This window comes from Dictyoglomus sp. LHC4 (genome assembly GCF_055181355.1).
Genome location: NZ_CM143707.1, coordinates 1,010,675 through 1,036,777, shown reverse-complemented (window position 1 = coordinate 1,036,777; position 26,103 = coordinate 1,010,675). Strand labels below are relative to the sequence as shown.

The 26,103-nt window shown below is 31.7% G+C and carries 27 protein-coding genes and 3 tRNA genes; 6 read left to right on the top strand and 24 right to left on the bottom strand.

The annotated features are described in order from the left end of the window. Positions 1–28: 28 nt before the first annotated feature. The 9 genes from ACY3JO_RS05020 to ACY3JO_RS04980 are packed head-to-tail and all read right to left on the bottom strand — an operon-like array spanning position 29 to position 5,431. A complete protein-coding gene (locus ACY3JO_RS05020; protein ID WP_463082303.1) occupies positions 29–397 on the bottom strand; it encodes a (2Fe-2S) ferredoxin domain-containing protein in 369 nt (122 codons plus the stop codon). Position 398: 1 nt separating this feature from the next. Then, entirely contained in the window at positions 399–932 is a 534-nt protein-coding gene (locus ACY3JO_RS05015; protein ID WP_463083958.1) for an ATP-binding protein, read from the bottom strand. Further along, positions 929–1,417, bottom strand: coding sequence for an NADH-quinone oxidoreductase subunit NuoE (nuoE, locus tag ACY3JO_RS05010; protein WP_463083957.1), 489 nt, complete (start codon positions 1,415–1,417; stop codon positions 929–931). The genes ACY3JO_RS05015 and nuoE overlap by 4 nt, the downstream gene beginning before the upstream one ends. Positions 1,418–1,419: 2 nt before the next feature. Then, on the bottom strand, positions 1,420–2,163 hold the full coding sequence (locus ACY3JO_RS05005; protein ID WP_463083956.1) for a PHP domain-containing protein: 744 nt from the start codon (positions 2,161–2,163) through the stop codon (positions 1,420–1,422). Positions 2,164–2,181: 18 nt separating this feature from the next. Next, positions 2,182–2,550 carry a DRTGG domain-containing protein gene (locus ACY3JO_RS05000; protein ID WP_463083955.1) on the bottom strand — a complete coding sequence of 123 codons (369 nt, stop codon included), beginning with the start codon at positions 2,548–2,550 and terminating at the stop codon, positions 2,182–2,184. Then, positions 2,547–2,894 (bottom strand): serine kinase, encoded by a 348-nt coding sequence (locus ACY3JO_RS04995; protein ID WP_463083954.1) that lies wholly within the window; start codon positions 2,892–2,894, stop codon positions 2,547–2,549. The genes ACY3JO_RS05000 and ACY3JO_RS04995 overlap by 4 nt, the downstream gene beginning before the upstream one ends. Next, a complete protein-coding gene (locus ACY3JO_RS04990) occupies positions 2,881–4,206 on the bottom strand; it encodes a [Fe-Fe] hydrogenase large subunit C-terminal domain-containing protein (protein WP_463083953.1) in 1,326 nt (441 codons plus the stop codon). The genes ACY3JO_RS04995 and ACY3JO_RS04990 overlap by 14 nt, the downstream gene beginning before the upstream one ends. Further along, positions 4,206–5,075, bottom strand: coding sequence for a CBS domain-containing protein (locus tag ACY3JO_RS04985; protein ID WP_463083952.1), 870 nt, complete (start codon positions 5,073–5,075; stop codon positions 4,206–4,208). Before ACY3JO_RS04985 ends, ACY3JO_RS04990 begins: the two co-directional genes overlap by 1 nt. Then, entirely contained in the window at positions 5,072–5,431 is a 360-nt protein-coding gene (locus ACY3JO_RS04980) for a DRTGG domain-containing protein (protein ID WP_463083951.1), read from the bottom strand. Before ACY3JO_RS04980 ends, ACY3JO_RS04985 begins: the two co-directional genes overlap by 4 nt. A gap of 236 nt (positions 5,432–5,667) precedes the next feature. Here ACY3JO_RS04980 and ACY3JO_RS04975 point away from each other — a divergent pair, with 236 nt between their 5' ends. Beyond that, a complete protein-coding gene (locus ACY3JO_RS04975) occupies positions 5,668–6,591 on the top strand; it encodes a patatin-like phospholipase family protein (RefSeq protein ID WP_463083950.1) in 924 nt (307 codons plus the stop codon). Here the strand turns inward: ACY3JO_RS04975 and ACY3JO_RS04970 are convergent. Genes ACY3JO_RS04970 through ACY3JO_RS04950 form a run of 5 tightly spaced genes read right to left on the bottom strand, consistent with a single transcriptional unit; the run spans position 6,588 to position 10,458 of the window. After that, positions 6,588–7,094 (bottom strand): nitroreductase family protein, encoded by a 507-nt coding sequence (locus tag ACY3JO_RS04970; protein WP_463083949.1) that lies wholly within the window; start codon positions 7,092–7,094, stop codon positions 6,588–6,590. The two genes, ACY3JO_RS04975 and ACY3JO_RS04970, sit on opposite strands and share 4 nt — an antisense overlap. Beyond that, positions 7,095–8,021 (bottom strand): zinc metalloprotease HtpX, encoded by a 927-nt coding sequence (gene htpX / locus ACY3JO_RS04965; RefSeq protein ID WP_463083948.1) that lies wholly within the window; start codon positions 8,019–8,021, stop codon positions 7,095–7,097. 3 nt (positions 8,022–8,024) lie between these two features. Then, on the bottom strand, positions 8,025–8,576 hold the full coding sequence (locus ACY3JO_RS04960; RefSeq protein ID WP_463083947.1) for a LemA family protein: 552 nt from the start codon (positions 8,574–8,576) through the stop codon (positions 8,025–8,027). 37 nt (positions 8,577–8,613) lie between these two features. Further along, entirely contained in the window at positions 8,614–9,855 is a 1,242-nt protein-coding gene (locus tag ACY3JO_RS04955; RefSeq protein WP_463083946.1) for an adenosylhomocysteinase, read from the bottom strand. Between the two features lie 3 nt (positions 9,856–9,858). Beyond that, a complete protein-coding gene (locus ACY3JO_RS04950) occupies positions 9,859–10,458 on the bottom strand; it encodes a hypothetical protein (RefSeq protein ID WP_463083945.1) in 600 nt (199 codons plus the stop codon). 114 nt (positions 10,459–10,572) lie between these two features. On the opposite strand from ACY3JO_RS04950, the gene phoU reads away from it, so the two are divergent. Next, a complete protein-coding gene (phoU, locus tag ACY3JO_RS04945) occupies positions 10,573–11,229 on the top strand; it encodes a phosphate signaling complex protein PhoU (protein WP_463083944.1) in 657 nt (218 codons plus the stop codon). 6 nt (positions 11,230–11,235) lie between these two features. Beyond that, complete coding sequence (locus tag ACY3JO_RS04940; RefSeq protein ID WP_463083943.1) at positions 11,236–12,387, top strand: hypothetical protein; 1,152 nt, start codon at positions 11,236–11,238, stop codon at positions 12,385–12,387. Here the strand turns inward: ACY3JO_RS04940 and ACY3JO_RS04935 are convergent. The 3 genes from ACY3JO_RS04935 to ACY3JO_RS04925 all read right to left on the bottom strand — a co-directional run bounded on the left by ACY3JO_RS04935 (position 12,379) and on the right by ACY3JO_RS04925 (position 16,284). Continuing rightward, a complete protein-coding gene (locus ACY3JO_RS04935; protein WP_463083942.1) occupies positions 12,379–13,023 on the bottom strand; it encodes a cytidylate kinase-like family protein in 645 nt (214 codons plus the stop codon). The two genes, ACY3JO_RS04940 and ACY3JO_RS04935, sit on opposite strands and share 9 nt — an antisense overlap. A gap of 23 nt (positions 13,024–13,046) precedes the next feature. Further along, positions 13,047–13,529: an adenosine-specific kinase gene (locus ACY3JO_RS04930; RefSeq protein WP_463083941.1), complete on the bottom strand. Its 483-nt coding sequence runs from the start codon at positions 13,527–13,529 to the stop codon at positions 13,047–13,049. A gap of 70 nt (positions 13,530–13,599) precedes the next feature. Beyond that, positions 13,600–16,284, bottom strand: coding sequence for an ATP-dependent Clp protease ATP-binding subunit (locus tag ACY3JO_RS04925; RefSeq protein ID WP_463083940.1), 2,685 nt, complete (start codon positions 16,282–16,284; stop codon positions 13,600–13,602). 165 nt (positions 16,285–16,449) lie between these two features. On the opposite strand from ACY3JO_RS04925, the gene ACY3JO_RS04920 reads away from it, so the two are divergent. From ACY3JO_RS04920 to ACY3JO_RS04910, 3 genes are all read left to right on the top strand, one after another. Beyond that, positions 16,450–17,238 carry an inositol monophosphatase family protein gene (locus tag ACY3JO_RS04920; RefSeq protein WP_463083939.1) on the top strand — a complete coding sequence of 263 codons (789 nt, stop codon included), beginning with the start codon at positions 16,450–16,452 and terminating at the stop codon, positions 17,236–17,238. Beyond that, a complete protein-coding gene (locus ACY3JO_RS04915) occupies positions 17,235–17,711 on the top strand; it encodes a hypothetical protein (protein WP_463083938.1) in 477 nt (158 codons plus the stop codon). Before ACY3JO_RS04920 ends, ACY3JO_RS04915 begins: the two co-directional genes overlap by 4 nt. 5 nt (positions 17,712–17,716) lie before the next feature. Continuing rightward, positions 17,717–17,793, top strand: a tRNA-Arg gene (locus ACY3JO_RS04910). 7 nt (positions 17,794–17,800) lie between these two features. On the opposite strand, the gene ACY3JO_RS04905 is transcribed toward ACY3JO_RS04910, so the two are convergent. The 7 genes from ACY3JO_RS04905 to ACY3JO_RS04875 form a co-directional block, all read right to left on the bottom strand. Further along, a complete protein-coding gene (locus ACY3JO_RS04905) occupies positions 17,801–19,861 on the bottom strand; it encodes an alpha-amylase/4-alpha-glucanotransferase domain-containing protein (RefSeq protein ID WP_463083937.1) in 2,061 nt (686 codons plus the stop codon). A 3-nt stretch (positions 19,862–19,864) separates the two neighbouring features. Further along, positions 19,865–21,436 (bottom strand): 1,4-alpha-glucan branching protein domain-containing protein, encoded by a 1,572-nt coding sequence (locus tag ACY3JO_RS04900; RefSeq protein ID WP_463083936.1) that lies wholly within the window; start codon positions 21,434–21,436, stop codon positions 19,865–19,867. Between the two features lie 104 nt (positions 21,437–21,540). Further along, positions 21,541–22,653, bottom strand: coding sequence for an ABC transporter ATP-binding protein (locus ACY3JO_RS04895; protein WP_463083935.1), 1,113 nt, complete (start codon positions 22,651–22,653; stop codon positions 21,541–21,543). Positions 22,654–22,784: 131 nt separating this feature from the next. Continuing rightward, positions 22,785–22,861: transfer RNA gene (locus tag ACY3JO_RS04890), tRNA-Arg, on the bottom strand. A 92-nt stretch (positions 22,862–22,953) separates the two neighbouring features. Continuing rightward, positions 22,954–23,029 (bottom strand) — tRNA-Phe (locus ACY3JO_RS04885). 51 nt (positions 23,030–23,080) lie between these two features. Next, positions 23,081–23,512, bottom strand: a complete 432-nt coding sequence (locus ACY3JO_RS04880; RefSeq protein ID WP_463083934.1) for a LysM peptidoglycan-binding domain-containing protein — start codon at positions 23,510–23,512, stop codon at positions 23,081–23,083. Then, positions 23,478–26,078 carry a calcium-translocating P-type ATPase, PMCA-type gene (locus tag ACY3JO_RS04875; RefSeq protein ID WP_463083933.1) on the bottom strand — a complete coding sequence of 867 codons (2,601 nt, stop codon included), beginning with the start codon at positions 26,076–26,078 and terminating at the stop codon, positions 23,478–23,480. The genes ACY3JO_RS04880 and ACY3JO_RS04875 overlap by 35 nt, the downstream gene beginning before the upstream one ends. Positions 26,079–26,103: the final 25 nt, after the last annotated feature.

Genomic DNA, 26,103 nt, shown 5'->3' with positions numbered 1-26,103 from the left:
TTTAAACCTCCTTATATTGTTTTATTCTTTATTCAGTAGAAAGAACATCTTCAGATACAACCTGACCATTAACCACATGTTGAGCAATTATCTTTCTTGCCTTTTCAGGAGTTACATGTTTGTAAAGAACCTTATGTCCTCCTAACTTTTGAACAGATATCAATGGCTCATACTCACAAAGTCCAATACATCCTGCCTGAGTTACAACCACATTTTTTAAACCTCTCTTTTCTATCTCATCCAAAATAGCCAATAATGTTTCCCTTGCGCCAGCTGCTATTCCACACGTTCCCATATGTACTACTATCTTATCCTTACCTTCAGGACTTCTCATCTCAAGTTCTGCTTGAGTCTTTTCTTTAATCTTCTTGAGATCCTCTAAAGTTAATTTTTTCATTTTACCAACCTCCCAAATTTTCATTTAAAAATTCTTTTAAAAAGGAAATTACTTCTGGAGAATTAATAGGTATTTTAATAGACTTCTTTATTTCCTTTGTAGAAATATTGATCTCATCACTATTTTTTACTATCTTAATCTCGAAATCTATATCTGGATTTGCAACTATCAAGCCCCATATAGTCCCAGAAAGATTTCCCATAGGAGGTAAATCTACACATAAAAAAGGAACCTCTGCATAAATCTCTGTGCCTTTTCCCACCTCAGAGTTAATCTTTACCTCTCCCCCACAATTTTTAATCAACTCATAAAATAGAGGAATACCAAGACCGACTTTCCTTGTAGTTCTACTTGTAAAAAATGGATTTTTAATCTCTTCTAATATTTCTTTTGGCATACCTTTTCCATCATCTTTTATAATTATGTACAAAATTCCCCTTTGAAGATCTTTTCTAATCTCCAAGTAAATATTTTTTGCATTGGCTTCTATAGAATTTTGTACGAGATCCAAAACATGAAGAGATAATTCTTTCATTGATGTTCTTTTCTAAAGTTTTCAATTAATTTTCTCAATTTATCAGGAGTAAGTTTTCCATAAACATCATCATTTATCATGAGAGCTGGTGCCATACTACAAGCTCCAATACATCTTACAAGATCCAAAGAAAAGAACCCATCCTCTGTTACTTTACCTTCTTTAAATCCCATCTGCTCAAGAGTTCTGAGTAAGTCCTCAGCTCCTTTAACATAACAAGCCGTTCCCATACAGAGTCTTATTACATGCTTGCCTTGAGGCTCAAGTCGGAAGAAGGAATAAAATGTTACTACACCGTAAATCTCACTTAATGGCACTTTTAATCTTTCAGAAATCAGTTCTAAAGCTTCACGAGGTAGATATCCAAACTTTTCCTGTACTGCGTGAAGGATCATAATCAAAGATCCCCTTGAGTTTGCAAAACGGCCTACAATCTTTTCTACCTCCTTCTGAGCATATTCAGAAAACTTTAATTCTACTGCCATTTCTATACCTCCATTCCCTGTATTTTTATATTTTTTTCTTTCAAGCTTTTAAAGACTGCTTTTCTAGAAAATTCTTCTAAATATATAAAAGTTTTTGGTTCTTTTATATCCTCTAAATAGTGAGCATCAGAAGAAATTAAAAACTTCTTATCTTTCAGCTCTGGGTGCTCATTAATAAATTTAATATAGTTTATCTTGTTAGACAATTCGACAAAATCAAAAAATAAATCCTTCGGGATAAAACCCAAATTAGATATTATACTAAAGGAAGGCCTATCCACATGGGCTAATATTATTATCCCGCCATATTCTTTTATTTTTTTTACTGTGTCTGTAACACTTAGTGATATAGAGGTATTTAATAACCTTTCCTCTATTCTTTCTACCTCATCATTTTCGTTAACCACTACTTGTACTCCAAAAATTTCTTCTCTATTTTTAGTATCTGGTAAATAGTTAAAAATACCTTTTTGAAATTTTAAAGCTGTATCATAATCTTCAAATAAAGCCAATATATGCACTTCTTCGCTGGTTTGAATTTCTATACCTGGTATTACTAAAACACCCATTCTATCTCCCCAGAAAGAGATAGCAGGATAATTTTCCACCATATGATGGTCGGTTATTGCTATAACTCCTATATTCATTTTCTTTACTCTCTCTATAATATTTTTAGGACTCATCCTCCAATCTCCACAAGGAGAAAGAACCGAATGTATATGCAAATCTATCCCTACCCATGCCAAGTAAAAAATTCCTCCTTACTATGAAACATTAATAGAGGTAGGTATAATACCTTTATTATATAGAATTCCACTAACCTCAAAAACTATTTTATCAGTACTTATAAGAATAATTCCTTTTTCTTTAGAAAGTTCAACAACTTCCTTAGGAACTACTTTTCCTCTGCAGACAATTATCATTGGTATATCAAGAATCTCTGCAGTTCGAACAATTTGTGAATTTGTGATCCCCGTAATAAGTACTACATCTTTTTCATTAGAAGTTACCATAGCTAACACATCACTCATAAGATCTGCAGCAAAAGCCTTTTTAATATCTACCTCATCTAACAAATTTTCTCCTGCCAATACCTTCCCATTAATCAGCTCTACAATCTCTCTTGCTTTCATTGAAGCCTATCTACTCCTTTTATTCCTAAACTATAAAGTTTACCTACCACATTAAAGGCATTATCTTTAGTAATTAATAAAGCAATTTTTTCTTCTTTTGCTTTCTTAACAGTCTCTTCATTAGGATTTTGACCTGAAACAAAAATTATACTTTTAATTCCAGTAAGTACTGCAACTGCTATAGTATTTACATGAGTCTGAATAGTAACCCATACTGAATCTTCAGGAGCATGAGCCATAACAAAAGAAAGCAAATCACTTACAATTCCACCCCTAATTTCGTAATCTTCATCCATATAAATAACATTTAACTCCAAATTTCTAACAATTTCACTCAGTTTCATCTTTTTCTTCCCTCCGTTTTAAGATAACCGAAGAGGACCTTCTGGATAGTTCTTCCATCTCTTTTGCCATTTTCCATAATTTTTCCTTGAGAAGAAATATACAATCATAGATTTGAGCATTTCCTCTCACTATATCTTCTGCTAAAGCAGCGCAGGTAGGAGATCCACATGAGCCACAATCAAGTCCAGGAAGCATCTCTAATATTTTTCTCATATCCTCCATCTTTCTTAAAGCCATATTTATATCTTCATCTAATTTCCACACAGGTCTTGGTAAAATAGGAGAAGTTCTTAATACTTCTGATAGGTTTATATCCTTACAAAGAGATTCCTTAATAAAATCTTTATCAAGTTTTTTGTATAAGGCTAAAATTCTTTTCTTGGCAAGATAATAGTTCTCAGGATTTAATACTCCTCCAACACAACCTTCCTCACAAGCTCTAAGCTCCAAAAACTTCACATCTTGAAGTTTATTTCTTTCTAAATCTTCAAGAACTTTAGCTACCTTTTCTATACCTCCTACACTTATTACTTCTTCTTCATTGAATACTATTCCCTCTCCCCCAAGAGCTCCTGATAAAATTCCCTTTGCATAAAACCCACCATCTATTGCTTCTACCTCTCTATTGTCCTCTTTAAGCTCCTTTTTTATTTTTAAATAAATATTATCAATGCCTATAACAAATTCAAAACCTTCTTCTTTATTTTGTTTTAAATATGTAGCAAAAGCAGGACAAGGAGTAATATAAGCAAGACGAAGTATTCCTCTTTCTTCCTTCCTCCATAACTTTTTTATTATACTCCCCGTTATCTCAACAGGAGTCTTAAAGGGTGATAAGTTAGAAATCAAAGTAGGAAAACGTACTTGTATTAACTCTACAACAGCAGGACAGTAAGTAGATATAAGTGGAAGATTACGAGAACTATTAATATAGTCCATAAGAGCTTCTTGTAAAAGAAATAAACCACAGGTAGTATCCCAAACTTCTACCGCATTAGTTACCTTTTTAATTGCTATTTGAATTTCAAAAGGAGAATAATTAGTTGGAAATTGGGAATATATCTCGGGAGATATTACTACAACCAAATTATCTAAATAAGATATACTATCATAGGTGTGAGTAAATCCAAAAGGTGCATGATATGGGCAAACTCTAATGCATTCCCCACAATCAATACATCTATATGGAAGAATGAGAGATTTTCCATTACGAACCCTCATAGCTTCAGTAGGACAATGCCTTATACAATGAATACACCCCTTACACCTTTGTAAATTAATAGCTACCGAATGAATATATTTCTCACTCATTATTTATCCCTCTTTAAATATATTTTTGAGTACACCTTTGTACCCTTTCCCACTTCAGACTCAATCTTTAATTCATCTGATGAATTCTTAATATTTGGAAGTCCCATACCTGCCCCAAATCCCATTTCCCTAATATTATCTGGTGCTGTTGAATAACCAGGTTGCATAGCAAGCTCTATATCAGAAATTCCTGGACCTTCATCCTCAGCAATTATTTCAATATATTCTGGTGTAACTTTTACTCTTAAAACTCCTCTGTAGGCGTGAATAACTATGTTCATCTCAGCCTCATAAGTGACGACCGCAACTCTTCTAAGTATATCTACACTTATTCCAAGTTGTTGTAAGGCCTTTTTTATATTACTGGACGCCATACCAGCAAGAGCAAAATCTCCCCCTAACACAGGAAACTCCAAAGTTAATATATTTTCCTCTTTGGGCTCCTGAGTAATAGTCCCTTCTATATCTTCCACATCTACCAAATTCAAAACCACATCCTTAGTACTTAATATTCCTAAAACCTTTTTTTCATTATCTATCACAGGAAATCTTCCATACCTAAACTGTCGGAACCTAATCAAAGCTTCATACAAAGTATTATCTGGAGACAAACATTTTGGATCTTTCACCATATACTTTCCACACGGTGAGTTTAAGTCGCCATTAACAAGTGCCACAATTACATTCTCTACAGTGACTAAACCTACAAGCCTATCTATATCATCTACAATAGGAATTGCATCAATTCTTTTGATTCTCATAATTTCTTGAATTGAACGCATATCTTGGTAAGGTTTTAACCTTACTATATCTGTATTCATTATATCTTTTACTTTTATTTTTTCTAAATAATCCTTAGGTATCTTCAAATACCAAAATCAACCTTCTTTCCTTGAAACCCAGCTACATATAATCTTCCACATGCCTCATACATAGGGTATTTTGTTGTAAGAAGAGGAATACCAGATTTCTTTGCTACTTCTATTACATCTTGATATGGTATTTTGCCTCTAACAAAAACAACACCAGCCAAATCTAAAATCTCAGCAGTTCTTATAACCTGTAACGTAACAAGACCTGTAAGGAGAAGTGACTTTGCCTCTAAGAGACAAAGAGCATCACTCATTAAATCTGTTGCACCTACACATAAAATCTCATTTTCAAGTTTCTCTTCTAAACATAGGACTTCAGCTTTTAATATTTCTTTTACCTTCCTAAGATTCATTTATCTCTCCTCAAAATATTTTTCAGGTTTAATTTAAACACATTTTTAATATCATTGTCAACAAATATAAAATATGATATAATTTCAAATTTTTTTAATCATACCTATGGGGGTAAACCAATTTGTTAATATTTTCTCAATTGATTTAGGTTTTTAAAGATAATAACTATTAATATACAGTAATAAGGTATATAAAATTAGTGATATACATTCAGTCGTAATGTTATAATATAAACATGAAAAAGAAGATAGGACTTGCATTAGGTAGCGGAGGAGCAAAAGGTCTTTCCCACATTGGAGTATTAAAGGTACTGGAAAGGGAGAGAATAGAAGTCTCTTATATAAGTGGGAGTAGTGCAGGAGCTTTAATAGGTGGATTATATGCTAAAGGATATTCTGCAAAAGATTTAGAGAAATTAGCCTTAGAAATAGGAAAAAATAAAGAAGAATTTTATAAACTTTTTGATTTTTCAAAATCTCTCCAAGGAATTATAAAGGGTGAAAAAATATTAGAGTATTTAGATACTATATTAGAAGGCTCTCTATTTTCAAACCTAAAAATACCATTTATATCTTTAGCAGTAGATCTTATTACTGGAGAAAAAGTAATTATAAATGAGGGAAAAGTAGCCGAGGCTATTAGAGCAAGTATATCCATTCCTGTGATATTTCAACCTTATCCTTGGAAAGATAAACTCCTAATAGATGGGGGTGTACTTTCCCCTGTTCCAGTTAAAGAATTGAGAGAGATATATAAACCAGATATCATCATAGGAGTTAGTTTGCATAAGAGAACAAATTGGAAACCTAAAAAAGAAATTCAGATAAATATCCCTTATCAACCCAGCAATATAACAGAAAAAATCACATATAAAATGTCTCAGACAAAGCTCTTTAAGGAATTTCAACAGAGGTTAAATCCATTATTAAACCCATCCTTATTTGAGGTCCTTATGCAGACTATAGATATTATGAATTATGAATTAGAAAATCAGAATCTCAAAAATGCAGATTTAGTTATTATTCCTGAGGTACAAAATTTTGGAACTTTTGATTTTGATAAAGCTTCCGATATCATAGCCTTAGGGGAAAAAGCTATGGAAGAAAAGCTTGATTTCTTAATAAGGCTTATAAAAAAGAAAAAATTTCTATTCTTCTAATAAACCTGTATTATTTCATCTAACGGAAGTCTTGGTCTTTGTGGTGGATCTTCAGCTGGATACCCTAAGGTCATAAGTTGTATTACCTCTGCTTCCTTAGGAAGATTTAATACTTCTTTAACTTTATCTTGATAAAAAGATCCTATCCAACATGTTCCAAGTCCTTCTTCTACTGCTTGAAGATGTATATGGGTTAAAGCTATAGCAACATCTATATAATGAGCAGGTATTCCACACCTCATTACATAATCCTTATCTAAAACATAAGCCACTATAATTATTGGAGCCTTTAGCATAAAGGACTGATGATGAGAAGCTTCTTTAACCAATCTTTCCTTCAAATTTTTATCTCTCACAATAATAAATCTCCACTCCTGCCTATTTCTTGCTGAAGGAGCAAGTCTTGCCGCCTCCATTATTCTTAGAAGTTTTTCCTCCTCTACATCCTTATATAAATAATCTCTTATACTTCTTCTCTTATTTATAGCCTCAAAAACATCCATTTATTTCACCCCCATAAGTTTCCATCTCTCTCCCATCATCCTCAATCTTTTTATTCTTTCTTCTATAGGCGGATGAGTACTAAAAAGATTATTTACATTATATTTTTTGAGGGGATCAGCAATATATAAAGGAGCAGTGATATTATTCGCTCTCTTTACAGGGTTTGGATCCTTAGCTATCTTTTCCAGTGCAGAGGCAAGACCTTCAGGATATCTTGTAAGCATAGCTGCAGTAGCATCTGCCATATACTCTCTTTGTCTTGACAAGGCAAATCTTAAAATTGTTGCTAATAAAGGAGCCAATAAGGCAACAATCAAAGATATAATACCTAAAAAATCTTGGTCTTTAGTTTTTCTTTTTCCTGAATAGAAAGATCCATAATAAAATGATCTTTTTAAACTATCTCCAAGAATTACGACTAAACCTACCAATACAACCGCTATAGTTTGAAGTCTTACATCATAATTTTTTATATGTGATATCTCATGGGCAACTACCCCCTCAAGCTCCAATCTATTCATCTTCTCTAAAAGACCGGTAGTTACAGCAATTGCACTATTTTTTGGGTCTTTTCCAACAGCGAAAGCATTGGATGATGGATCATTTATTACATAAATTTTAGGTGTAGGAATACCTGCAGCTATGCTCAAACCTTCCACAATATTTATAAGATAAGGATATTCCTCCTTTTTTGGCTCATATACATCACTTATAGATAGAATTAATTTATCACTATTTTTATACGCATAGTAGTCTACTGTTAACATAATTAACAAAGCTATGAATATAGCTATTTCTCCTAAATTGAAGAAATAGATTATAGAATAACATACAAAGAAAAGAAGAATAGATATAAGTAATAATATTAACCATGTTTTTCTCTTATTCTGTTCTATAGCTTCATAAAAAGTATAAGAATTCTTCATAAATTAAAAGCTAACTTTAACAGCTTTTCTTTCCTCTGAATTTTCCACTTCAAAATATTCTTTGGGCTTAAATCCAAAAATATTTGCGATTAAAGAATTTGGAAAAACCTGCAAAGATTGATTATAAATCATAACAATGTCATTATAAAATTGTCTTGCATAAGCAATTTTTTCTTCAATTCCACTCAATTCTTCTTGTAACATGAGAAAATTTTGATTTGCCTTTAAATCTGGATAATTCTCAACTATGGCAAAAAGGGTTTTTAAAGTAGAAGTAAGTCCTTGATCTGCTTGTGCTATTTCTCCTGGGGTCTTCGCACTCATCATTTGTGCTCTATAAAGAGCGATTTTATCAAATATTTCCTTTTCATGAGATGCATAACCTTTAACCGTTTCTACTAAGTTTGGAATTAGGTCATATCTTCTCTTTAATTGTACATCAATTTGAGCCCATGCATTCTCCACCCTATTTCTCAAAACTACTAATCGGTTATATATGACTATAACAAACAGAGCCAAAAATATTAATATACCTAAGATGATTAAACCTAACATTTTAAAAACCTCCCCTAAAAAAATTTAAAAATCAAAACTAATTCCAACTTTGAAGATAGTGAATCTGTTCTTCTGTAAGAGTATCAATTTCTATATTTAAGCTTTTGAGCTTTAAATTTGCAACTTCTTCCTCTATTTCTTGAGGAACTTGAAGCACTCTTTTAGGTAAACTTCTTCCATACTCAAGCAACCATTTCATCACCAAAAACTGAATCCCAAAAGAAAGATCCATTATTTCGACAGGATGACCATCACCCCCCGCTAAATTCAAAAGCCTTCCTTCTGCTATAACATAAAGCCTCTTATTATTAGGAAGGACATATTCATGTATATTTTCTCTTACCTCTTTTTTATCAATTGCTAATTCCTCCAAAGATTTCATATCTATCTCTACGTTAAAATGTCCTGCATTAGCCAATATGGCTCCATCTTTCATATTCAAAAAGTGCTCCTTAGTTATCACTTTACAATTTCCTGTTGCTGTTATAAACACATCCCCTAACTTTACAGCCTTTGAAATTGGCATAACTTCAAAACCTTCCATATATGCTTCTAATGCCTTAATAGGATCAACTTCTGTTATAATAACTCTTCCTTTTAATCCTTGGATTTTATGAGCTATACCCCTTCCAACCCACCCATATCCTGATATTACGAAAATTTTTCCTGCAACTAACAAATTGGTATTTCTCATAAAGGAAGACAAAGCAGATTCACCAGTACCAAACCTATTATCAAATAAAAATTTTGTCCTTGCATCATTTACTGCTACTATTGGAAAAACTAATCCTTTTTCTTTTTCAAGAGCCTTTGCTCTTATAACACCTGTCGTAGTCTCTTCTCCTACACCTAATATCTTACTTTTTAAATGGGAAAATTCCTTATACAAAAGGGTTGTAAGATCAAAGCCATCATCAATTAAAAGATCAGGTTCTTTATTTAACACTTCCCTCAGATTATTTATATAATCTTCTTCTGCTTCTCCTCTCCATGCAAAAACCTCTACTCCTTCTTTTGCCAGATAAGCTACTACATCATCTTGAGTAGATAAAGGATTACTTCCAGCACATACTACCTTTGCTCCACAATTTTTGAAAGAAAGAGCAAGTCGCGCAGTTTTTGCTTCTAAATGAATACACATCCCGATAGTAGTATTTTTAAAAATTTGAGTAGAAGAATATTCTTTTTCAAGAAGATTTACCACAGGCATAAACTTTTTTGCCCAATAAACCTTTCTTTCTCCATTTTTCCATAGATTAATATCCCTAATTTTGCTCATAATCTATCTCCTTTTCGTATTTTGCATAGCCATAAATTCCACTTCACCTTTCAATATTTGCAAAAAGAGATTGTTTCCTAAATTTCTATTCTCTTTCATATACTTTTCTATTCTTTCTCTCTCAAATGATATTACCTTCAAAAAATCATCAACGGTAAATATGGGAAGACCAAATTCATTTTCTCTCTTCTCTAATTTTGCTAATTCCTCTTGTAAAATACTCTTTAGCTTTGTCCCGCGGGAAGATTTAGGGTAAAGATTAGGAAGATATAAATTTTTTTTACGAGTTTGATATTCTCTCTCAATTAAATTCAAAACCTCTAAAAACTCTTCATCAGTAAAAGAAGGAAATTCTGATAAAAATTTATACACCAACTCTTCTAAGAATAAAAATAAATCCCATTGGAGTCTTGTAAAATCTGCAGGCTTTTCTTCAACCCTCTCTATAGTGTATATTTGAGCTTCCTTTAAATAGATACAATCTTGAGTACAATTTATCTCCTTTATACGCTTTGTGCCACAACACTCAGTACATATAAAGGCGCTAAGAGCTAAACATTTTCTTTTACCCTTTCTTTTCCCACATATAACACATATACTCATGAGATAAATTATAGCATGAAGATTTTAAAATAACATTAATTGAATCCCATCAACTATGAATATATAATTACTCTATCGAAAACCAATAAATTTTTTAAAAAGAGGAAATTCAATTTGGAAAAGACTACCATAACAAAAGAAATAGAAATCTTAAGAGAAAAACTTATACGTATGGGGAGCATTGTAGAGAAAATGCTCCATCAAACTATTGATTCTATAAGAAGAAGAGATCTAAAATTAGCCCAAGAAGTAATTGAAAAAGATAAATTAGTAGATAACTATAACTGGGGCATAGAAAATCAATGTATTAGTATACTCTCTAATCACCAACCTGTGTCAAAAGATTTAAGAATTATAACCTCTACAATGAAAATCGTAAAAGATTTAGAAAGAATTGGTGATTACTCTGTTGATATTGCTAAATATGTTTCAAGTCTCCTTGAATATTCCTTTGAATTACCTATTTTCGATATTATATCCTTAGCCTCTTTCGTTGAGCAGATGACAAGAGAGACAATAAGGGCATATTCTAAACCAGATTTAAACAAATTAGAAAGATTATCAATATACTACAACCTTGTAAATCAAAAGTATCAGGAAACATCAGATGAATTGTTAGGTGAGATTTATAAAAATCCTATACTTACCCAACAAATTATCCAATTAATAATGATCTCTCGTTATTTAGAACGTATAGCTGATCATGTGACAAATATAATAGAGCTTATATTCTATATAGAGACTGGAGAAAGAAAAGAATTACATGGATGAAAAATAATGGAATATATATTAGATGAAAACTCTTTATCTATAGAGGACCTTGTAGATATTGTTAAGAAGAGATACATGGTAACTCTTTCTGAAACTCTTTCTCAAAAAGTTAATCAATCTAATAATCTTCTAAATATATATATTAAACATTTTGACTCAATATTTAAAGATGAGAAATTTAATAAGATCTTCTCTAGTTCTTATTTAAATAAGGAGGAAAAAAGATGTATTATTATCACATTAATATACACTGCATCCAATGGAAATTCAGGTATAAGTTATAAAACCATAAAAGAGATAATAGCTAAAATTGACAGATTAGAAGATATAGAAATTCCAGAAACTTCTTTAAGTCCGATAAATATGCCTCCATATGGCTATATTTTATCCCATTTAGATACCTCAGATGTGGAAAGAAGAATAATTCTAAAAAGTAAGGGTTATTATATAGCTATCTTATCTCTTTTATATTATAGACTAGAGATTATTAGAAAAATTCTATCAGTAATCTTTGTCCTATATTATAGAACAGTAAAATTTCAAAACCCCTATATTGATCCCTATATTTTAGCTTCAAATCCTCATTTATCCTTGATTAGATTAGGAGAGAATATAAATATCCTAACAAAAAAGGAAAATGATAGATCTTTATTGGATCTAAATTCTATTGATATTTCTTTTCATAAACTTTGTCATCTTTATGATTTGTCCTATAAATTAAAAGAGATATTAAATATCGAATTAAACTCTTCCCAATTCCCCATAATTTTTAATATAGACAAAGAAAATTATGTTTTAAATCCTTTAAACACAACGGAAAAATATTTATTAACTATTCACTTAGATAATATTACTAAAAATATTATTGAGATTTTGTCTATCCTTCACCCATCCTCCACATATAAATTATTCTCAATAAAAAGCCCTAAAAATTATTGGAGCAGTATACTATATTTTAAAGAAACCATTCGTATAACCGAAGAGATTTTAAGTAAAATACTATTAGATCTTTTAAAAATAAATAATTTACAAACTGAACTAAAAAATCTTTTAATAAATTTCCTGAAAGAATTCAAAATTAAAACTCAAGAAGAACTAATATTATTCCTTGAGAATCTAATCTCCTTTATAGAGAATCAAATAGAAGAACTATACTAATTTAATTATTTCTTTTATGACTCTAACAATCTCATCAAGTTTCCACATACCCATATTGATTACCATATGATATAATTCTGAGTCATTCCAATCTACATTATAAAACCTATATAGATATTCTTGAGCAGCTCTATCCTTTTCAGAGATGTATTTTAAGGCTTCCTCCTTTGAAAAACCCTTTTTCTTCATTATATTCTCAATTCTAAATTCTAAAGGAGCTATTACTCTTAGATGTAAAGTGTGAGGGATATTCCTGAGAAGAATTTGTCCACCTCTTCCCACAATTACCACATTATCCCAATCTACCAACTTTTTAATTACTGCTTGTGTAAAGGCCAAAGAACTCTCTTCATCAAAAGTTTTTGTGGTAATAACGGTTCTACCTGTTTCATCTTTTTCCTTAACGGTTATTTTACCTAAGGGGGTCTTTCTGTTAAAAAGCTGCTCAAAAAAGCTTTTTATCTTATAATTATCTTCATTGTAATCTATAACTTCAGCCTCGCTTAATCCAGAAGCAACAGCTATCTCTGTCATTAAGAGCTTATCAAAATACCTATATCCAAGCTCCTGTGCTAACTTTTCTGCCAACTCATCTCCCATACTTCCTATCTGTCTTGATATGGTAATAATAGCCACAAAAACACCTCCCCCTAAAATACTTAAATTTTATATCCTATTTTTCTAAGAAATTCCTTTCTATGTTTCATATCTTCCTCTCCTTCAACTCCCTTTGGTTTCACCCCATCAATTACTCCTAAAACTCCCCTACCTATTCCGTCATCTGCAACTATTACTCTAATAGGGTTAGCTGTAGCAGCAAAAATATTTACAACTTCTGGCACATGTTTTATAGCATTTAAAACATTTATAGGATAAAAATTCCTTATAAATATTATAAAAGTATGGCCAGCAGCTATTTTTTGCATATTCTTTATAGCTAATTCCTCCATTTCTTGATCAGTACCTATATGCCTTATAAGAGCAGGGCCCGAAGCCTCACAAAAAGCAATACCAAACTTTGCAAAAGGTACACTATTTACAATTGCCTCATATAAATCCTCTACAGTCTTTATAAAATGCGTCTGACCAAGTATCAAGTTGACATCTTCAGGTTTCTCAATTTCCACAATTTGAATCTCCATATTTTTAACCCCTCCTACTCTAATTCTTTAAAATAAAAGGGGAGGAATTTTTCCTTCCCTTTTATTAACTTCATTTTGCTTTAACTTCTTCGGTTATCTTTTCAAACTCTACTTGATTCTTTTCTTGATCATACTTAACCTTTATCTTATCTCCTTCTTGAATTGTACCATCTAACATGGCTTTAGCAAGCTTAGTTTCAATTTCATTCCTTATCTTTCTCTTAAGTTCTCTTGCTCCAAATTCTGGACTATATCCTATTTCAGCTAAAAATTCTATTACTGAATCGTCAAACATAAGATCTACATTCTGAGCTTTTGCTGTTCTTCTTACTCTTTCCAATTGTAATTTTACAATATCCTTTATCTGCTCTTTAGTAAGAGCATGGAATACAATTATCTCGTCAATTCTATTGAGAAATTCAGGTCTAAAGTATTTCTTTAATATTTCCATAAGCTTTTCTTTCAATTGTTCATATGAAAGTTTATCCTTTCCAGTAGCACTTAAATTAGCCTGAATAATATCAGAACCAATATTACTTGTCATAATTATTATGGTATTTGTGAAATCTACAACCCTACCTTTTCCATCTGTAAGTCTACCCGCATCGAATACTTGTAAGAGAATGTTATGCACGTCCGGATGAGCCTTTTCTATTTCATCCAAAAGTATCACGCTATAAGGTCTACGACGAACTCTTTCTGTTAATTGGCCACCCTCTTCATATCCTACATATCCTGGTGGTGCCCCAATTAGTCTTGATACAGTATGTCTCTCCATATACTCACTCATGTCAATCCTTATAATAGCATCTTCATCGCCAAACACTGCCCATGCTAATGCTTTTGCTAATTCTGTCTTTCCTACTCCTGTAGGACCAAGGAACAAGAATGAAGCTATAGGTCTATTCTTTTCTCTTAATCCTGCTCTTGCCAATCTTATAGCATCACTTACAGCTTTTATAGCTTCGTCTTGCCCAACTACTCTTTCATGTAATTTTTCTTCAAGTCTTAGTAATCTTTCTTTTTCGTCTACAGTAAGTTCTGTTACTGGAATACCAGTTAATGAGGAGACTATCTCTGCTACATGTTTAGCTCTAACTTCTGGTACCTCAGAAGCTCTTTCTTTCTGCCAAGCTTCAGTTTTTTCTTGAAGCTCCTTTTCAAGTTTTTGAATTTGTTCCTCTAATTCTTTAGCTCTATCATATTGTTTTCTTGATGTAGCATATTCCTGCTCTCTCTTTAAAGATTGTATCTTAGACTCTAATTCCTGCATTTCAGCCGGTCTTGAAGTAAGCATAATTCTTACTCTTGCAGCTGCTTGATCTATAAGATCAATAGCTTTATCTGGTAAGTACCTGTTAGTTATATATTTATCCGATAGCTCAGCTGCTGCAATTATTGCTTCATCTGTGATCTTTACCTTATGATGGGCCTCAAATCTATCTCTAAGACCTCTTAAAATCATAATTGTTTGTTCTACAGTAGGCTCAGCTATAAAGATAGGCTGGAACCTTCTTTCCAAAGCAGCATCTTTCTCTATATATTTTTGATATTCATTTAAAGTAGTTGCACCAATTAAATGCAATTCACCTCTTGCAAGAGCAGGTTTAAAGGCATTAGCTATATCTAAATTACCTTCTCCAGCAGCTCCTGCACCAACTATAGTATGAATTTCATCTATAAAGATAATTAAGTTGTCTTGATTAGCAATTATTTCATCAAGAATCTGCTTTACTCTTTCCTCTAATTCTCCTCTATACTTAGTACCAGCAACTATTGAGTTGATATTTAATTCTACTAATCTCTTATCTCTTAATACTTCTGGTACTTCGCCTTTAACAATTCTTTGTGCCAATCCTTCCACTATTGCTGTCTTTCCAACTCCAGGCTCTCCTATTAAAACAGGATTGTTTTTCTTTCTTCTTGCAAGTACTTCAATAACTGTCTCTATTTCTTTAGCTCTACCAATTACTGGATCAAGTTTTCCTTGTTTTGCCAACTCTGTAAGATCACGAGAATATTTATCTAAGGTAGGAGTATTAGTTCTTCTTCTTGTTTTCGCCTCTTCTTTACCTCTACCAACAACTTTAATTGTAGCTTGCCTTAAAGCTTGAGGAGTTAATCCATATTTTTTTAAAATAGTAGAGGCAAATCCCTCCTCTTCCTCGGCAAGTCCAATTAATAGATGCTCAGGACCTATATAATTATGTTCTAAATCCCTTGCAGCCATAAACGCTCTCTCTAAGGCACTCTTAAGCCTTGGAGAGATATCTACTTCTACCTCTTCTCCTTCAGGCTTGAAACTACCCTTAGGAGCATTATTTTCTATATATATCTTTATGTCCTGAGGAGAAAGTTTAAATTGTTTTAGTATTTCTCCTACTACATCGTTATCAAGAAGAACATATAGCAAATGTTCTGTTCCTACTTGAGTTTTCCCAAAATCTACAGCCTTTTTAGCCGCCTTCTGTAGTAAATTCTTTGAAACCTCACTTAAATAGTCTCCTATATCAATAGCCTCTCTTTCCCTTTCAGGATATCTTCCAAAAGGAAAACCAAATTCATCTCCAAAAAAGTCTCTAAAAAGATCTCCAAAGAATAAAGATTCTAAAGGAGAATAACTTCTTTCTTGTCTCCTTATTTTGCTATAACACTCTTCACAAATATCCAAGACACGCCTTTGTCCATTTTTGATAGTATATACCCTTACAGTAGCAGGGTTTTGACCACAAATATCACATAATTTTCTATCCATACATTTCACCTCCTTTTTATTATATCAAATTTCACAAATTAATATTCTATATATTAAAACTGCATATATATTACATCTATATATTGTTTTTGTCAATATGTTTGAAAGAATAATTTAAAAATTTTATAATCAAAAGAAATGCCAACATCTGGAGGGAAAAGTATAATGTTAAGATTTTTGGAATCTGCAATAAATATAGCCAAAAAGTCTGGAGATTTCATAGTTTCTCATTTAGAAGATGAAAAAATCATAGAATTAAAAGGAATTTCTAATCTGGTTACTTCCATAGATAAAGAATCTGAGAAATTAATTATAAAATATTTAGAAGAAAATTTTCCAGATCATTCCATATTAAGTGAAGAAAAAGGATTTTTGCGAAAAAAATCTGATTATACATGGATCATAGATCCATTAGATGGCACCACAAATTATGCCCATAGATTTCCTTTCTTTGGAGTAAGCATTGCTCTTAAATATAATAAAGGAATAATATTGGGAGTTATATATGATCCCATAAGAAAAGAATTATTTTTCGCCTTAAAAAATGACGGGGCTTATTTGAATGATAAAAAAATAGCAGTATCAAAAACTAAGAATATTGCAGACGCACTAATAAGTACAGGCATGCCATATGAACTTACCTTAGATGAAAAAAATTTCTTGCCATTTATTAATTTATCTTCAAGAACGCATGGAATAAGAAGAGCAGGATCTGCAGCATTAGAGATTGCTTATGTAGCCTGTGGAAGATTAGATGGCTTTTGGGCAAGAAAACTAAAACCATGGGACATTGCAGCAGGAATAATTTTAGTAAAGGAAGCAGGAGGAAAAGTGACTGATTTTAACGGTAATGATATACAATTAGATAATGATACTTTTTTAGCATCTAATGGACTTATTCATGATAATATGATAGAGATCATAAAATTGGAAAGGATCGTGATTAAAAAATGAAGGTTTTTCCATTTATACATTTTATTAATTCTCTTCTTCATATTTTTTCACTTTCTTATCTTACTGGATCATCTACTTTTTTAGTTATTTTAGCATTAAAAGAAAATTTCAATAGAGAGGAATTTTTAAAAATTATTAACAAATATATTTATTTTTCTTCCTTTTTCTATCTTCTTTTCTTTATTACTAATCTAAATTTCTTACTTATTGATAATACCTTTTCTTACTTTTTCAAGAAAAATCCATATATTAAACTTCTAATAGAAATATATGTTCCATTTATAATTGGTACTATTCTCATGAGTTTGCATCTTCATAGTAAGACATCTAAACTCTTAAAAGTCAAACTTCCAATACTTAGACAAAAAGAATGGAGAAAGATTCAAATAGATCTCGTTGTTATAGTAGAGTTTTTCTCGGTTATAATAATTATTGAGGCATTAATTTTCTACTTAATTTATATAATACCTTAAAAGGTGCGCCCGTAGCTCAAAGGGATAGAGCATCGGTCTCCGAAGCCGGTGGTTGGAGGTTCAAATCCTCTCGGGCGCACCAATAATTATCAATAAACAATAAATTTCACACAAGTTTCCCAAATTTGATTTGGTCCTAAATTTATATGATAAAAATGTACAAAATCACTTCCTTGATATACTCTTTCAAACCCCTCTTCTGATAAAGATACAGTCTCAATAGGATATCTATAAACTTTTGTTTCCATATCAAGATAACAGTCTAAATTTATTCCAATTCCAGAACTTATACCCCATCTATTTATACTCTCAACTCCCATAGAATTAAGAGGAGCCTTCTCATTTTTTGCAGAAAAATAATAAAAATCAGGATGATTAGGTGCCAAGAAATTTAAATTTATCTCCCATGAGAAATTCAAACTAATATTCCCATCTTTTAAATTTATAATTCGATAATATACTTTAATTTCATTCCTATCCTTAGGAATTAGAAAAATCTTGTATAATTCAAAATCTGAAAATCCCTTTTTAAAGGAACAAAAGAATCTACTATTCTCTTCCTTTATATCATAGTCAAATTTCTCATAGAAAGTATCGATTATTAAATTTTCATTATCTTTTAGTAATAAATCAATAGCTGGTTCTTTCTCATAAAATTTTTCAATAAAAGATACCCTTCTATGTCTATCATAAAATAATACTTGATCTAATCTTTTCTCTTTAGCTGTCCATCTCTCATGAATACTTTTTCCTGATGCATCTTCTTCTATTTTATGAAGCTTCTCGTGATAAGCTTCTCTTCTACGGGTAAGAACATTAGTAAGATTAAAAGACTTATTTTTAAAATCCCATTCTATTAATGATCCTCCATAAGAGGGTGAAAAATAAAGATTAAAAACAGAAGATTCAATTATAATCTCATCTTTACCATCACAATCAAAGTCAAAAATATTATATTTGAAATCACCATCAATAAAATTTTCTGCTTTAATTAAATGTTCATAAATAGCAGATCTTAAATGTGGAAGATAAAGTCCACCAAAAATTCCATGCCAATACGCATCATTCGCTTGCCCTTGCCAAAGTTCCTCTAAGGCTTTATTTTTTAACTCATCATTATTTGATAAATCAATTTTTTTCCTCACATATAACATCTTCTTTTGCATATGGTTTGATTCGTCATATTTGCTAAGAAAATTTCTCCAAAAACCCCCTTTAATAAATGGTGCATATATTTCCCATGTACCTTCATTCTTAAGTTTTTCTACTAATCTCTCTAAATTCAATCGTGCATCTGGAAATAGAACCCATTCCATCATTTCTCTGTAGGAGGCTGTAGGTAAGTAAATTCTCCCTTTAGGGGGATATTTTTTCATGTACTCATATAAATTAACAGGCGTTACTAACAAAAAATTTTCCTCCAATTTCTCGAAAAATCTTTCAAGCCAATTTTCTTCATATACTGTCTTATATGTATCAGGCCAAAGTCCAAATTTTTCTCCATCATCAAAAAGAAGAGCTATTCTATCTCCCTCTACTGTTGCATACTTATCCAAATATTCTACTGTCTCTTGAGGATCTGCAAAAGGAATTAGATATCTCAATTTCATACTAATTGGAAAAACAGCTAATTTATACCCTTCTTCTTCCATTAAGTAATAACCAAAAAGATCATCTTCATTTAATCCAACTGATAGAAAATGAGCATCATCTACAATTACATACTCAATACCAGACTCTGCCATAAATTTAACAAGATGAGGTTCCCAAACTCTTTCTGCAAGCCACATTCCTTTTGGTCTTTGCCCAAATTTATTATAGATATAATCATTTAGTTTTTTAATCTGCAAAATTTTATCTTTATCAGGTATTATAGGTAATATAGGTTCATAAAAACCACCGCTTAATATCTCAACTTGTTTCCTTTCTGATAAAGCCTTAAGAATCTGAAAATACTCAGGATGATTATTCTCCAACCAAAGCAATAAATATCCTGAAAAGTGGATATTGAAAGGAAATTTTGGATAGTTATAAAAAAATTCAATAAGAGGCTTATAACACATTTGATATGCTCTTTCAATTACAAAGTCAAAGTTTCCTACAGGTTGATGATTATGCAGTCCTAAAGAAAAATATATCTTTTTTTGCATCCTCTACCTCCTTTCAAAGATTCTATAATTTAAGGACAAGAATAAAGAGTCCTTATCTTCTAATTTTTTCAATGTCCTATAACCTTCAATAGATAATTTATCCTCATTTAAAAAATTAGATAGATCCTTAAAATTGTTATAGTGTTCATAAAATCTATTAAAACCATATTCTTTGGCTTGTCCTGTAGTAATTAAAAATGGCCAATCACTACTTTCAAGAAGTAATTTCTCTCTTCCCATTTGATTTAGTACTTTTTCTTTCCATAATGGAACTTTCTGTTCTTTTACACTTGAAACAATCTCTTCTATAAATTCTTCTACTTCATAAATTTTTTCCCATAATTCATAAGTTTCCTCATTAAGCCACACTTCATGTTTTCCACCTCTTCCCCATGATGATTCAGGAAGATCAATTCTTTCTTCAGGCTCAAATTTTTCTAATGCTAAGCTCGCATTTATACTTTTAACTTTTTTACTTTCATTTAAAAGCTCAAATACTCTCTCAATAAACATGAGTCCCTCAAACCACCAATGTCCAAATAGTTCAGTATCATACATTGCAGTCACAATTCCCTCTTCTTTTATCTCATTTTCTAAAATACTTACAAAATGTTCAGCATGTTCATAAACTCTACCTTTAACTAACAATGGATCATAAACATCTTTTTCCCCTAATCCCTTGGTTTTATCTGTTATTCTCCAGTACTGAATACCTGAAGTATCTGCTTTTTTGTGAAATTCTCTATAAACTCCATCTCCAGGATATCCCCATTCTGCAGACCATACTTGCATACTTGTCCTACTATCTCTTCCAAAAACAATCACATTACTATCAGATACTAAATATGGTTTATAAATACTTCTTTCAATCTTTTTAATCTCTATTTCTTTCTTTTTAAAATAAGGATAATCCAAAGGTTCTCCACCAAGGATTGTATGGGTATCAACAAAGAAATACTTAATATCAAAATTCTCTAAAAATTTTTCAATCCCAGGCTTATAGGCACATTCAGGAAGCCAAATACCCTTAGGAGGTCTGTTAAACTTTCTCAAATATGTCTCTTTACCAATATAAAGCTGAGCATATATAGATGAATTCTTTTTTAAAAGAGGTAAATATGCATGAGTTGCAGATGATGTTATTATATCAAGATATCCTTCCCTCTGAAGATTACCCCAATATCCAAGAATATTATATGATATTTTATTCTTAAAAAAATCTAAAATCTTTTCAAAATACTCAATATAAAATTTTGCAACTTCTGATTCTTTCATATTCTCCTTCTCAAATAAATCATAATCTTTTTTGGCCATTTCTAACTTATTGCTTATATATTTCTCAGTTTCATAAATCATATAAGAATCCATCATCATCTCAGATAGAACTGGAGTAACACCTATGGTTAAATGCCATTCAATACCCTTATCAATTAATCTATCAAAACACATGGAAAGAGGTATATATGTTTCCAACATAGCTTCATAGAACCATTCCTCTCCAAAAGGCCATCTTCCAGCCTTTTTAACATAAGGAAGATGGGAATGAAGTACTAAATTAAAATATCTCTCTACCATATTAATCCTCCCTATTAACACATGTTAATAATTAGATATAAAGGAAGGGGGAATTAAATCCCCCTTCCTTAACATCTCTTTAATACCCCTTTCCTTAATAATCCTTAAATTATAGCCATCTGAGTAACAGGATCAAAAAGATGCATCTTTCTTAGATCAAACATCACTTTTACATTTTCACCCATCCTTGCCCTTGTTTCTGCACTAACTCTCGCTACTACACTTACAGGTCCATTTAATAAATATAAATATACTTCAGTTCCCATAGGTTCTAAAACTTCCACTTTTAGATCTGCTACAGCTTCTGGTATTAGATCTTCTGTTTTCATAAGAGCTACTTCATATATATGCTCTGGTCTTACTCCCAAAATAACCTTTTTACTCAGATAGTTTTTGGCATGTTCTGCCACAAAAGATTGCATATCAGAAGGAATTCCTAGTTTGAAACTTCCAAGATCAAGGATTTTAGCATCTTCAGAGAGAGTTGCATCAATAAAATTCATTGGAGGACTACCTATGAAACCAGCTACAAATACATTATTAGGTTTTTCATAAACTGTCAAAGGATCATCCACTTGTTGTACTACTCCATCCTTCATAACCACAATTCTATCACCCATTGTCATAGCCTCTGTTTGATCATGGGTTACATATATGGTAGTAACTCCAAGTGTTCTTTGAAGTTTTTTAAGCTCCGCCCTCATTTGAACTCTTAATTTTGCATCTAAGTTAGATAAAGGCTCATCCATAAGGAAAACTTTAGGTTCACGAACAATTGCACGACCTAAAGCCACACGCTGTCTTTGACCACCGGAGAGTTCTTTGGGTTTTCTCTTAAGCAAATTCTCAATACCTAACATCTCAGCAGCTGCTTTAACTCTTCTATCAATTTCACTCTTCGGATATTTTCTAAGTTTTAGACCAAAAGCCATATTATCATAAACAGTCATGTGAGGATAAAGAGCATAGTTCTGAAATACCATTGCTATATCTCTATCTTTGGGGGGTATATCATTAACTATTCTACCATCAATATAGATGTTTCCAGATGTTATCTCTTCTAATCCAGCAATCATTCTTAATGTAGTTGTTTTACCACAACCAGATGGTCCAACAAGAACAATAAACTCTTTATCCTTGATATCAAGAGATACGTTATTAACAGCTATAACATCACCAAATTTTTTTGTTACATTTTCCAATTTTACCTCTGCCATCGCTCCTACCTCCTTAGAGTTCTTAATGATTCATGTTTTAAAGAGCATAAAGAATACTGTGTTTTAAATATATATACCACCTCCAGTAATATATATTGAAGCATAGGGTAGGTAATGCGGGTATTCAAAAGTGGTGCGCCCGAAGGGATTCGAACCCCCGACACGCGGTTTAGGAAACCGCTGCTCTGTCCTACTGAGCTACGGGCGCTTAGGAGTTCGAAAGGTAAAAAAGACTTAAAAAATCCATAAAAAAGATAAAATCCCTTCCTTATCAAATTCCTCTTTATTCTCCCTATTATATGGTGCGGACGGAGGGAATCGAACCCCCGACGCAGGGATTTTCAGTCCCTCGCTCTACCGACTGAGCTACGTCCGCACTCTTGGATAAATTATATCAAATAAACTTATTAAAGACAAGGGTTTATATCTATTTGTTATTTAATGGAATAATTAATTTTTGTCCTATCACTAAATAATTAGGATCTTTTAATTTATTTATTTTGGCCAACTCTTGCCAACTTATTCCATATTTTTGAGCAATTCCAATAATAGTATCTCCTACCTTAACTTCATATATAATCTGGGATGGATTTTGTATTTCTTCTTGTGAAGATTCTTTTTCTTTAGTGCTTGATTGAGAGGATGTAGAAGTTACGGTCTTCTGAGCCGTCATTGAATAGGTTTGAGTATTTGTAACATTTGTTAACGTGTATGTTGGAGTATATACAGAATTTTCTCTATTACTCTCTATAGATGTATAAATTGGTCTTTTTTCAAGAGAAAATAGTTGACTTGTTAAAAAGAGAATTAATAAAAAACTTATACTATAAATTAACAGTTCTCTTAAAAATTTTTTCATATATTTTTTCTCCTATTAATTTATAAATTGGTAACAAGCTCAATAAAATAACAAGAACAAGATCTTTTAGATCTAAAACCCCCATATTAAAAAATCCTATTCCCCAAGGTGTATATAATACTAAAAGCTGGATAATAATTGAAAATATTATAGCTAAACTTAAATATTTATTTGAGAATAACTCTCCAAAAATCTTTTCTCTTCCCCTTAATGAAATACTCGAGGCTTGGAAAATCTGTGAAAAAACAAGACCAGAAAAAGCCATAGTTCTTGCAAAATTTACGCTTTTAGCTAACCCAATATTAAATAATATTAATGAAGAGATCCCCATAAAAATTCCATCAATAATTATCTTTCTCCATAATTCTTTATTAATAATACCTTCTTCTATTCTTCTTGGCTTTCTCATCATAATATCTTTTTCATAGGATTCTATCCCTAATGCTAAGGCTGGAAAGCCATCAGTTATTAAATTAATCCAAAGAAGCTCTAAAGGTGTCAAGGGTAAAGGTAAACCTAAAAATATACTTGTACTTACCACAAAAATCTCACTTAGATTACACGAAAGTAAATAATATGTCACCTTTCTTATGTTATCAAATATCCTTCTTCCTTCTTTAACAGCCTTTACAATTGTAGCAAAACTATCATCAAGAAGGACAAGGTCTGATGCGCCTCTGGCCACATCAGTTCCTCTCAACCCCATACTCACCCCAATATCTGCCATTTTTAATGCAGGGGCATCATTCACACCATCTCCCGTCATTGCAACTATCTCTCCTCTTTCCTTTAACTTCTTTACAATATCCATCTTATGATCTGGTAAGACTCTTGAAAAAATAACTACATTGTCCCAAGATATATTATCTAATCCTACTTTGTTTATATCTTCTCCTGTATAATATAAACCATTTTCCACATCCATTCCAAGATCCTGGGCTATCTTTTTGGCTGTTAAAAGATAATCGCCTGTTACAATAATAGGACGAATACCTGCTCTTTTACATTCTTCAATAGCCTCCTTTATCCCCTCTCGAAGAGGATCCATAAATCCCAAAAAACCTAAAAAAACAAGATCCTTTTCCCAATTATCTTTGTCTATTAAATCCTTAAAGGTTCTCTTTGCTACAGCTAAAACCCTTAAACCTTGTTTGGCCAACTCATCCTGAGCCTCTAAAAATTCCTTTTTCTTTTCTTCTGTTAATTCTATTTCTTTACTATTTAGATAATAAAACTTACTTCTTCTTAAAATTTCCTCACCAGCTCCTTTTATTGCAAGAAAATATAAATTATCTAATCTATAAATAACACTTACTCTCTTCCTTTGAGAATTAAATGGAATTTCATCTACTTTTTCATAATAATTTAATGGGTAAAGTTTCGAATAATGATTATATATTGCCACATCTAATGGATCACCTATAAAACTACCATCATCTTTTTTCTTCACATCGCTTGCTAAAACAGCAGTAAAAAGCAACTCCTTTATATAATCTTTTTCCTTTTCAAAATCTTCCTTTTTAATTATTTTTCCATCTGGTAACAACGCAGACACAAGATCCATCTTGTTTTCTGTTAAAGTACCTGTCTTATCAGTACAAATAACAGATGTGGCTCCTAAAGCTTCAACAGCAGAAAGCCTCCTCACAATAGCTTTGTTTCTTGCCATCTCTTGTACACCTAATGCAAGAAGAATAGTAATAACTGTAGGAAGACCTTCGGGAATAGCTGCAACCGCTAAACTTACAGACGTAAAAAACATTTCAAAGGCATTTCTTCCTTGAATAACTCCTATAATAAAAACTAAAAATATGATAGCAAGAATTACATAAGTTAACTGTTTTCCAAGCTTTTCTAATTCTTTCTGAAGAGGAGTTTTTTCTTCTTCTATCTCAGATAGCATACGAGCAATATTTCCAAGTGCTGTATTTAAACCTGTTCCTACTACAACACCCTTTCCTTTACCAGAAACTACAGTGGTTCCTTTAAAGCCCATATTAAGTTGATCACCTAAAGTCATGTCATTATCCGCTATAAAATCTGCATTCTTTGTTACTGCTACCGATTCACCGGTTAAAATAGACTCATCAACTTGAAGATTTGAGGTTTCAATCCATCTAATATCTGCAGGTATTTTCTCTCCTTCTTCTACAAGAACTATATCACCTGTTACTAAGTCCTCTATATTAATTTCTTTAATCTTTCCATCCCTTATAACTTTTACTTTAGGAGTTATATAAGATTTTAAAGAAGCAAGAGTCTGTTCAGCTTTAAACTCTTGAAAAGCACCCAAAAAAGCATTTATAAGCACAATAATCAAAATAGCTATCGCATCCTTTGTCTCTCCCAAAACAAAAGAAATAAAGGTGGCAATAAGAAGTACAATAGTAAGAAATTCCTTAAACTGTCTTAATAAGATACCTATAAAAGTTTCAGGGGGTTTTTCAGGAATAGTATTTTTACCATATTGCTCCAACCTTTTTCTTGCTTCTTCCTCAGATAGTCCCGTATCCAGGCTCACTTCTAATCTCATTAATACTTCTTCCTTAGATATTTTATACCACATGAGTATTCCTCCAAATATAATTCAA

Bases quoted from the DNA above. Each gene is read 5' to 3' on its own strand.
- ACY3JO_RS05020 (WP_463082303.1), bottom strand. From the start codon at position 397: ATGAAAAAATTAACTTTAGAGGATCTCAAGAAGATTAAAGAAAAGACT.
- ACY3JO_RS05015 (WP_463083958.1), bottom strand. From the start codon at position 932: ATGAAAGAATTATCTCTTCATGTTTTGGATCTCGTACAAAATTCTATA.
- nuoE (WP_463083957.1), bottom strand. From the start codon at position 1,417: ATGGCAGTAGAATTAAAGTTTTCTGAATATGCTCAGAAGGAGGTAGAA.
- ACY3JO_RS05000 (WP_463083955.1), bottom strand. From the start codon at position 2,550: ATGAAAGCAAGAGAGATTGTAGAGCTGATTAATGGGAAGGTATTGGCA.
- ACY3JO_RS04995 (WP_463083954.1), bottom strand. From the start codon at position 2,894: ATGAAACTGAGTGAAATTGTTAGAAATTTGGAGTTAAATGTTATTTAT.
- ACY3JO_RS04990 (WP_463083953.1), bottom strand. From the start codon at position 4,206: ATGAGTGAGAAATATATTCATTCGGTAGCTATTAATTTACAAAGGTGT.
- ACY3JO_RS04980 (WP_463083951.1), bottom strand. From the start codon at position 5,431: ATGAATCTTAGGAAGGTAAAAGAAATATTAAAAGCTGAAGTCCTATGT.
- ACY3JO_RS04975 (WP_463083950.1), top strand. From the start codon at position 5,668: ATGAAAAAGAAGATAGGACTTGCATTAGGTAGCGGAGGAGCAAAAGGT.
- ACY3JO_RS04970 (WP_463083949.1), bottom strand. From the start codon at position 7,094: ATGGATGTTTTTGAGGCTATAAATAAGAGAAGAAGTATAAGAGATTAT.
- htpX (WP_463083948.1), bottom strand. From the start codon at position 8,021: ATGAAGAATTCTTATACTTTTTATGAAGCTATAGAACAGAATAAGAGA.
- ACY3JO_RS04960 (WP_463083947.1), bottom strand. From the start codon at position 8,576: ATGTTAGGTTTAATCATCTTAGGTATATTAATATTTTTGGCTCTGTTT.
- ACY3JO_RS04955 (WP_463083946.1), bottom strand. From the start codon at position 9,855: ATGAGCAAAATTAGGGATATTAATCTATGGAAAAATGGAGAAAGAAAG.
- ACY3JO_RS04950 (WP_463083945.1), bottom strand. From the start codon at position 10,458: ATGAGTATATGTGTTATATGTGGGAAAAGAAAGGGTAAAAGAAAATGT.
- ACY3JO_RS04940 (WP_463083943.1), top strand. From the start codon at position 11,236: ATGGAATATATATTAGATGAAAACTCTTTATCTATAGAGGACCTTGTA.
- ACY3JO_RS04930 (WP_463083941.1), bottom strand. From the start codon at position 13,529: ATGGAGATTCAAATTGTGGAAATTGAGAAACCTGAAGATGTCAACTTG.
- ACY3JO_RS04925 (WP_463083940.1), bottom strand. From the start codon at position 16,284: ATGGATAGAAAATTATGTGATATTTGTGGTCAAAACCCTGCTACTGTA.
- ACY3JO_RS04920 (WP_463083939.1), top strand. From the start codon at position 16,450: ATGTTAAGATTTTTGGAATCTGCAATAAATATAGCCAAAAAGTCTGGA.
- ACY3JO_RS04915 (WP_463083938.1), top strand. From the start codon at position 17,235: ATGAAGGTTTTTCCATTTATACATTTTATTAATTCTCTTCTTCATATT.
- ACY3JO_RS04905 (WP_463083937.1), bottom strand. From the start codon at position 19,861: ATGCAAAAAAAGATATATTTTTCTTTAGGACTGCATAATCATCAACCT.
- ACY3JO_RS04900 (WP_463083936.1), bottom strand. From the start codon at position 21,436: ATGGTAGAGAGATATTTTAATTTAGTACTTCATTCCCATCTTCCTTAT.
- ACY3JO_RS04895 (WP_463083935.1), bottom strand. From the start codon at position 22,653: ATGGCAGAGGTAAAATTGGAAAATGTAACAAAAAAATTTGGTGATGTT.
- ACY3JO_RS04880 (WP_463083934.1), bottom strand. From the start codon at position 23,512: ATGAAAAAATTTTTAAGAGAACTGTTAATTTATAGTATAAGTTTTTTA.
- ACY3JO_RS04875 (WP_463083933.1), bottom strand. From the start codon at position 26,078: ATGTGGTATAAAATATCTAAGGAAGAAGTATTAATGAGATTAGAAGTG.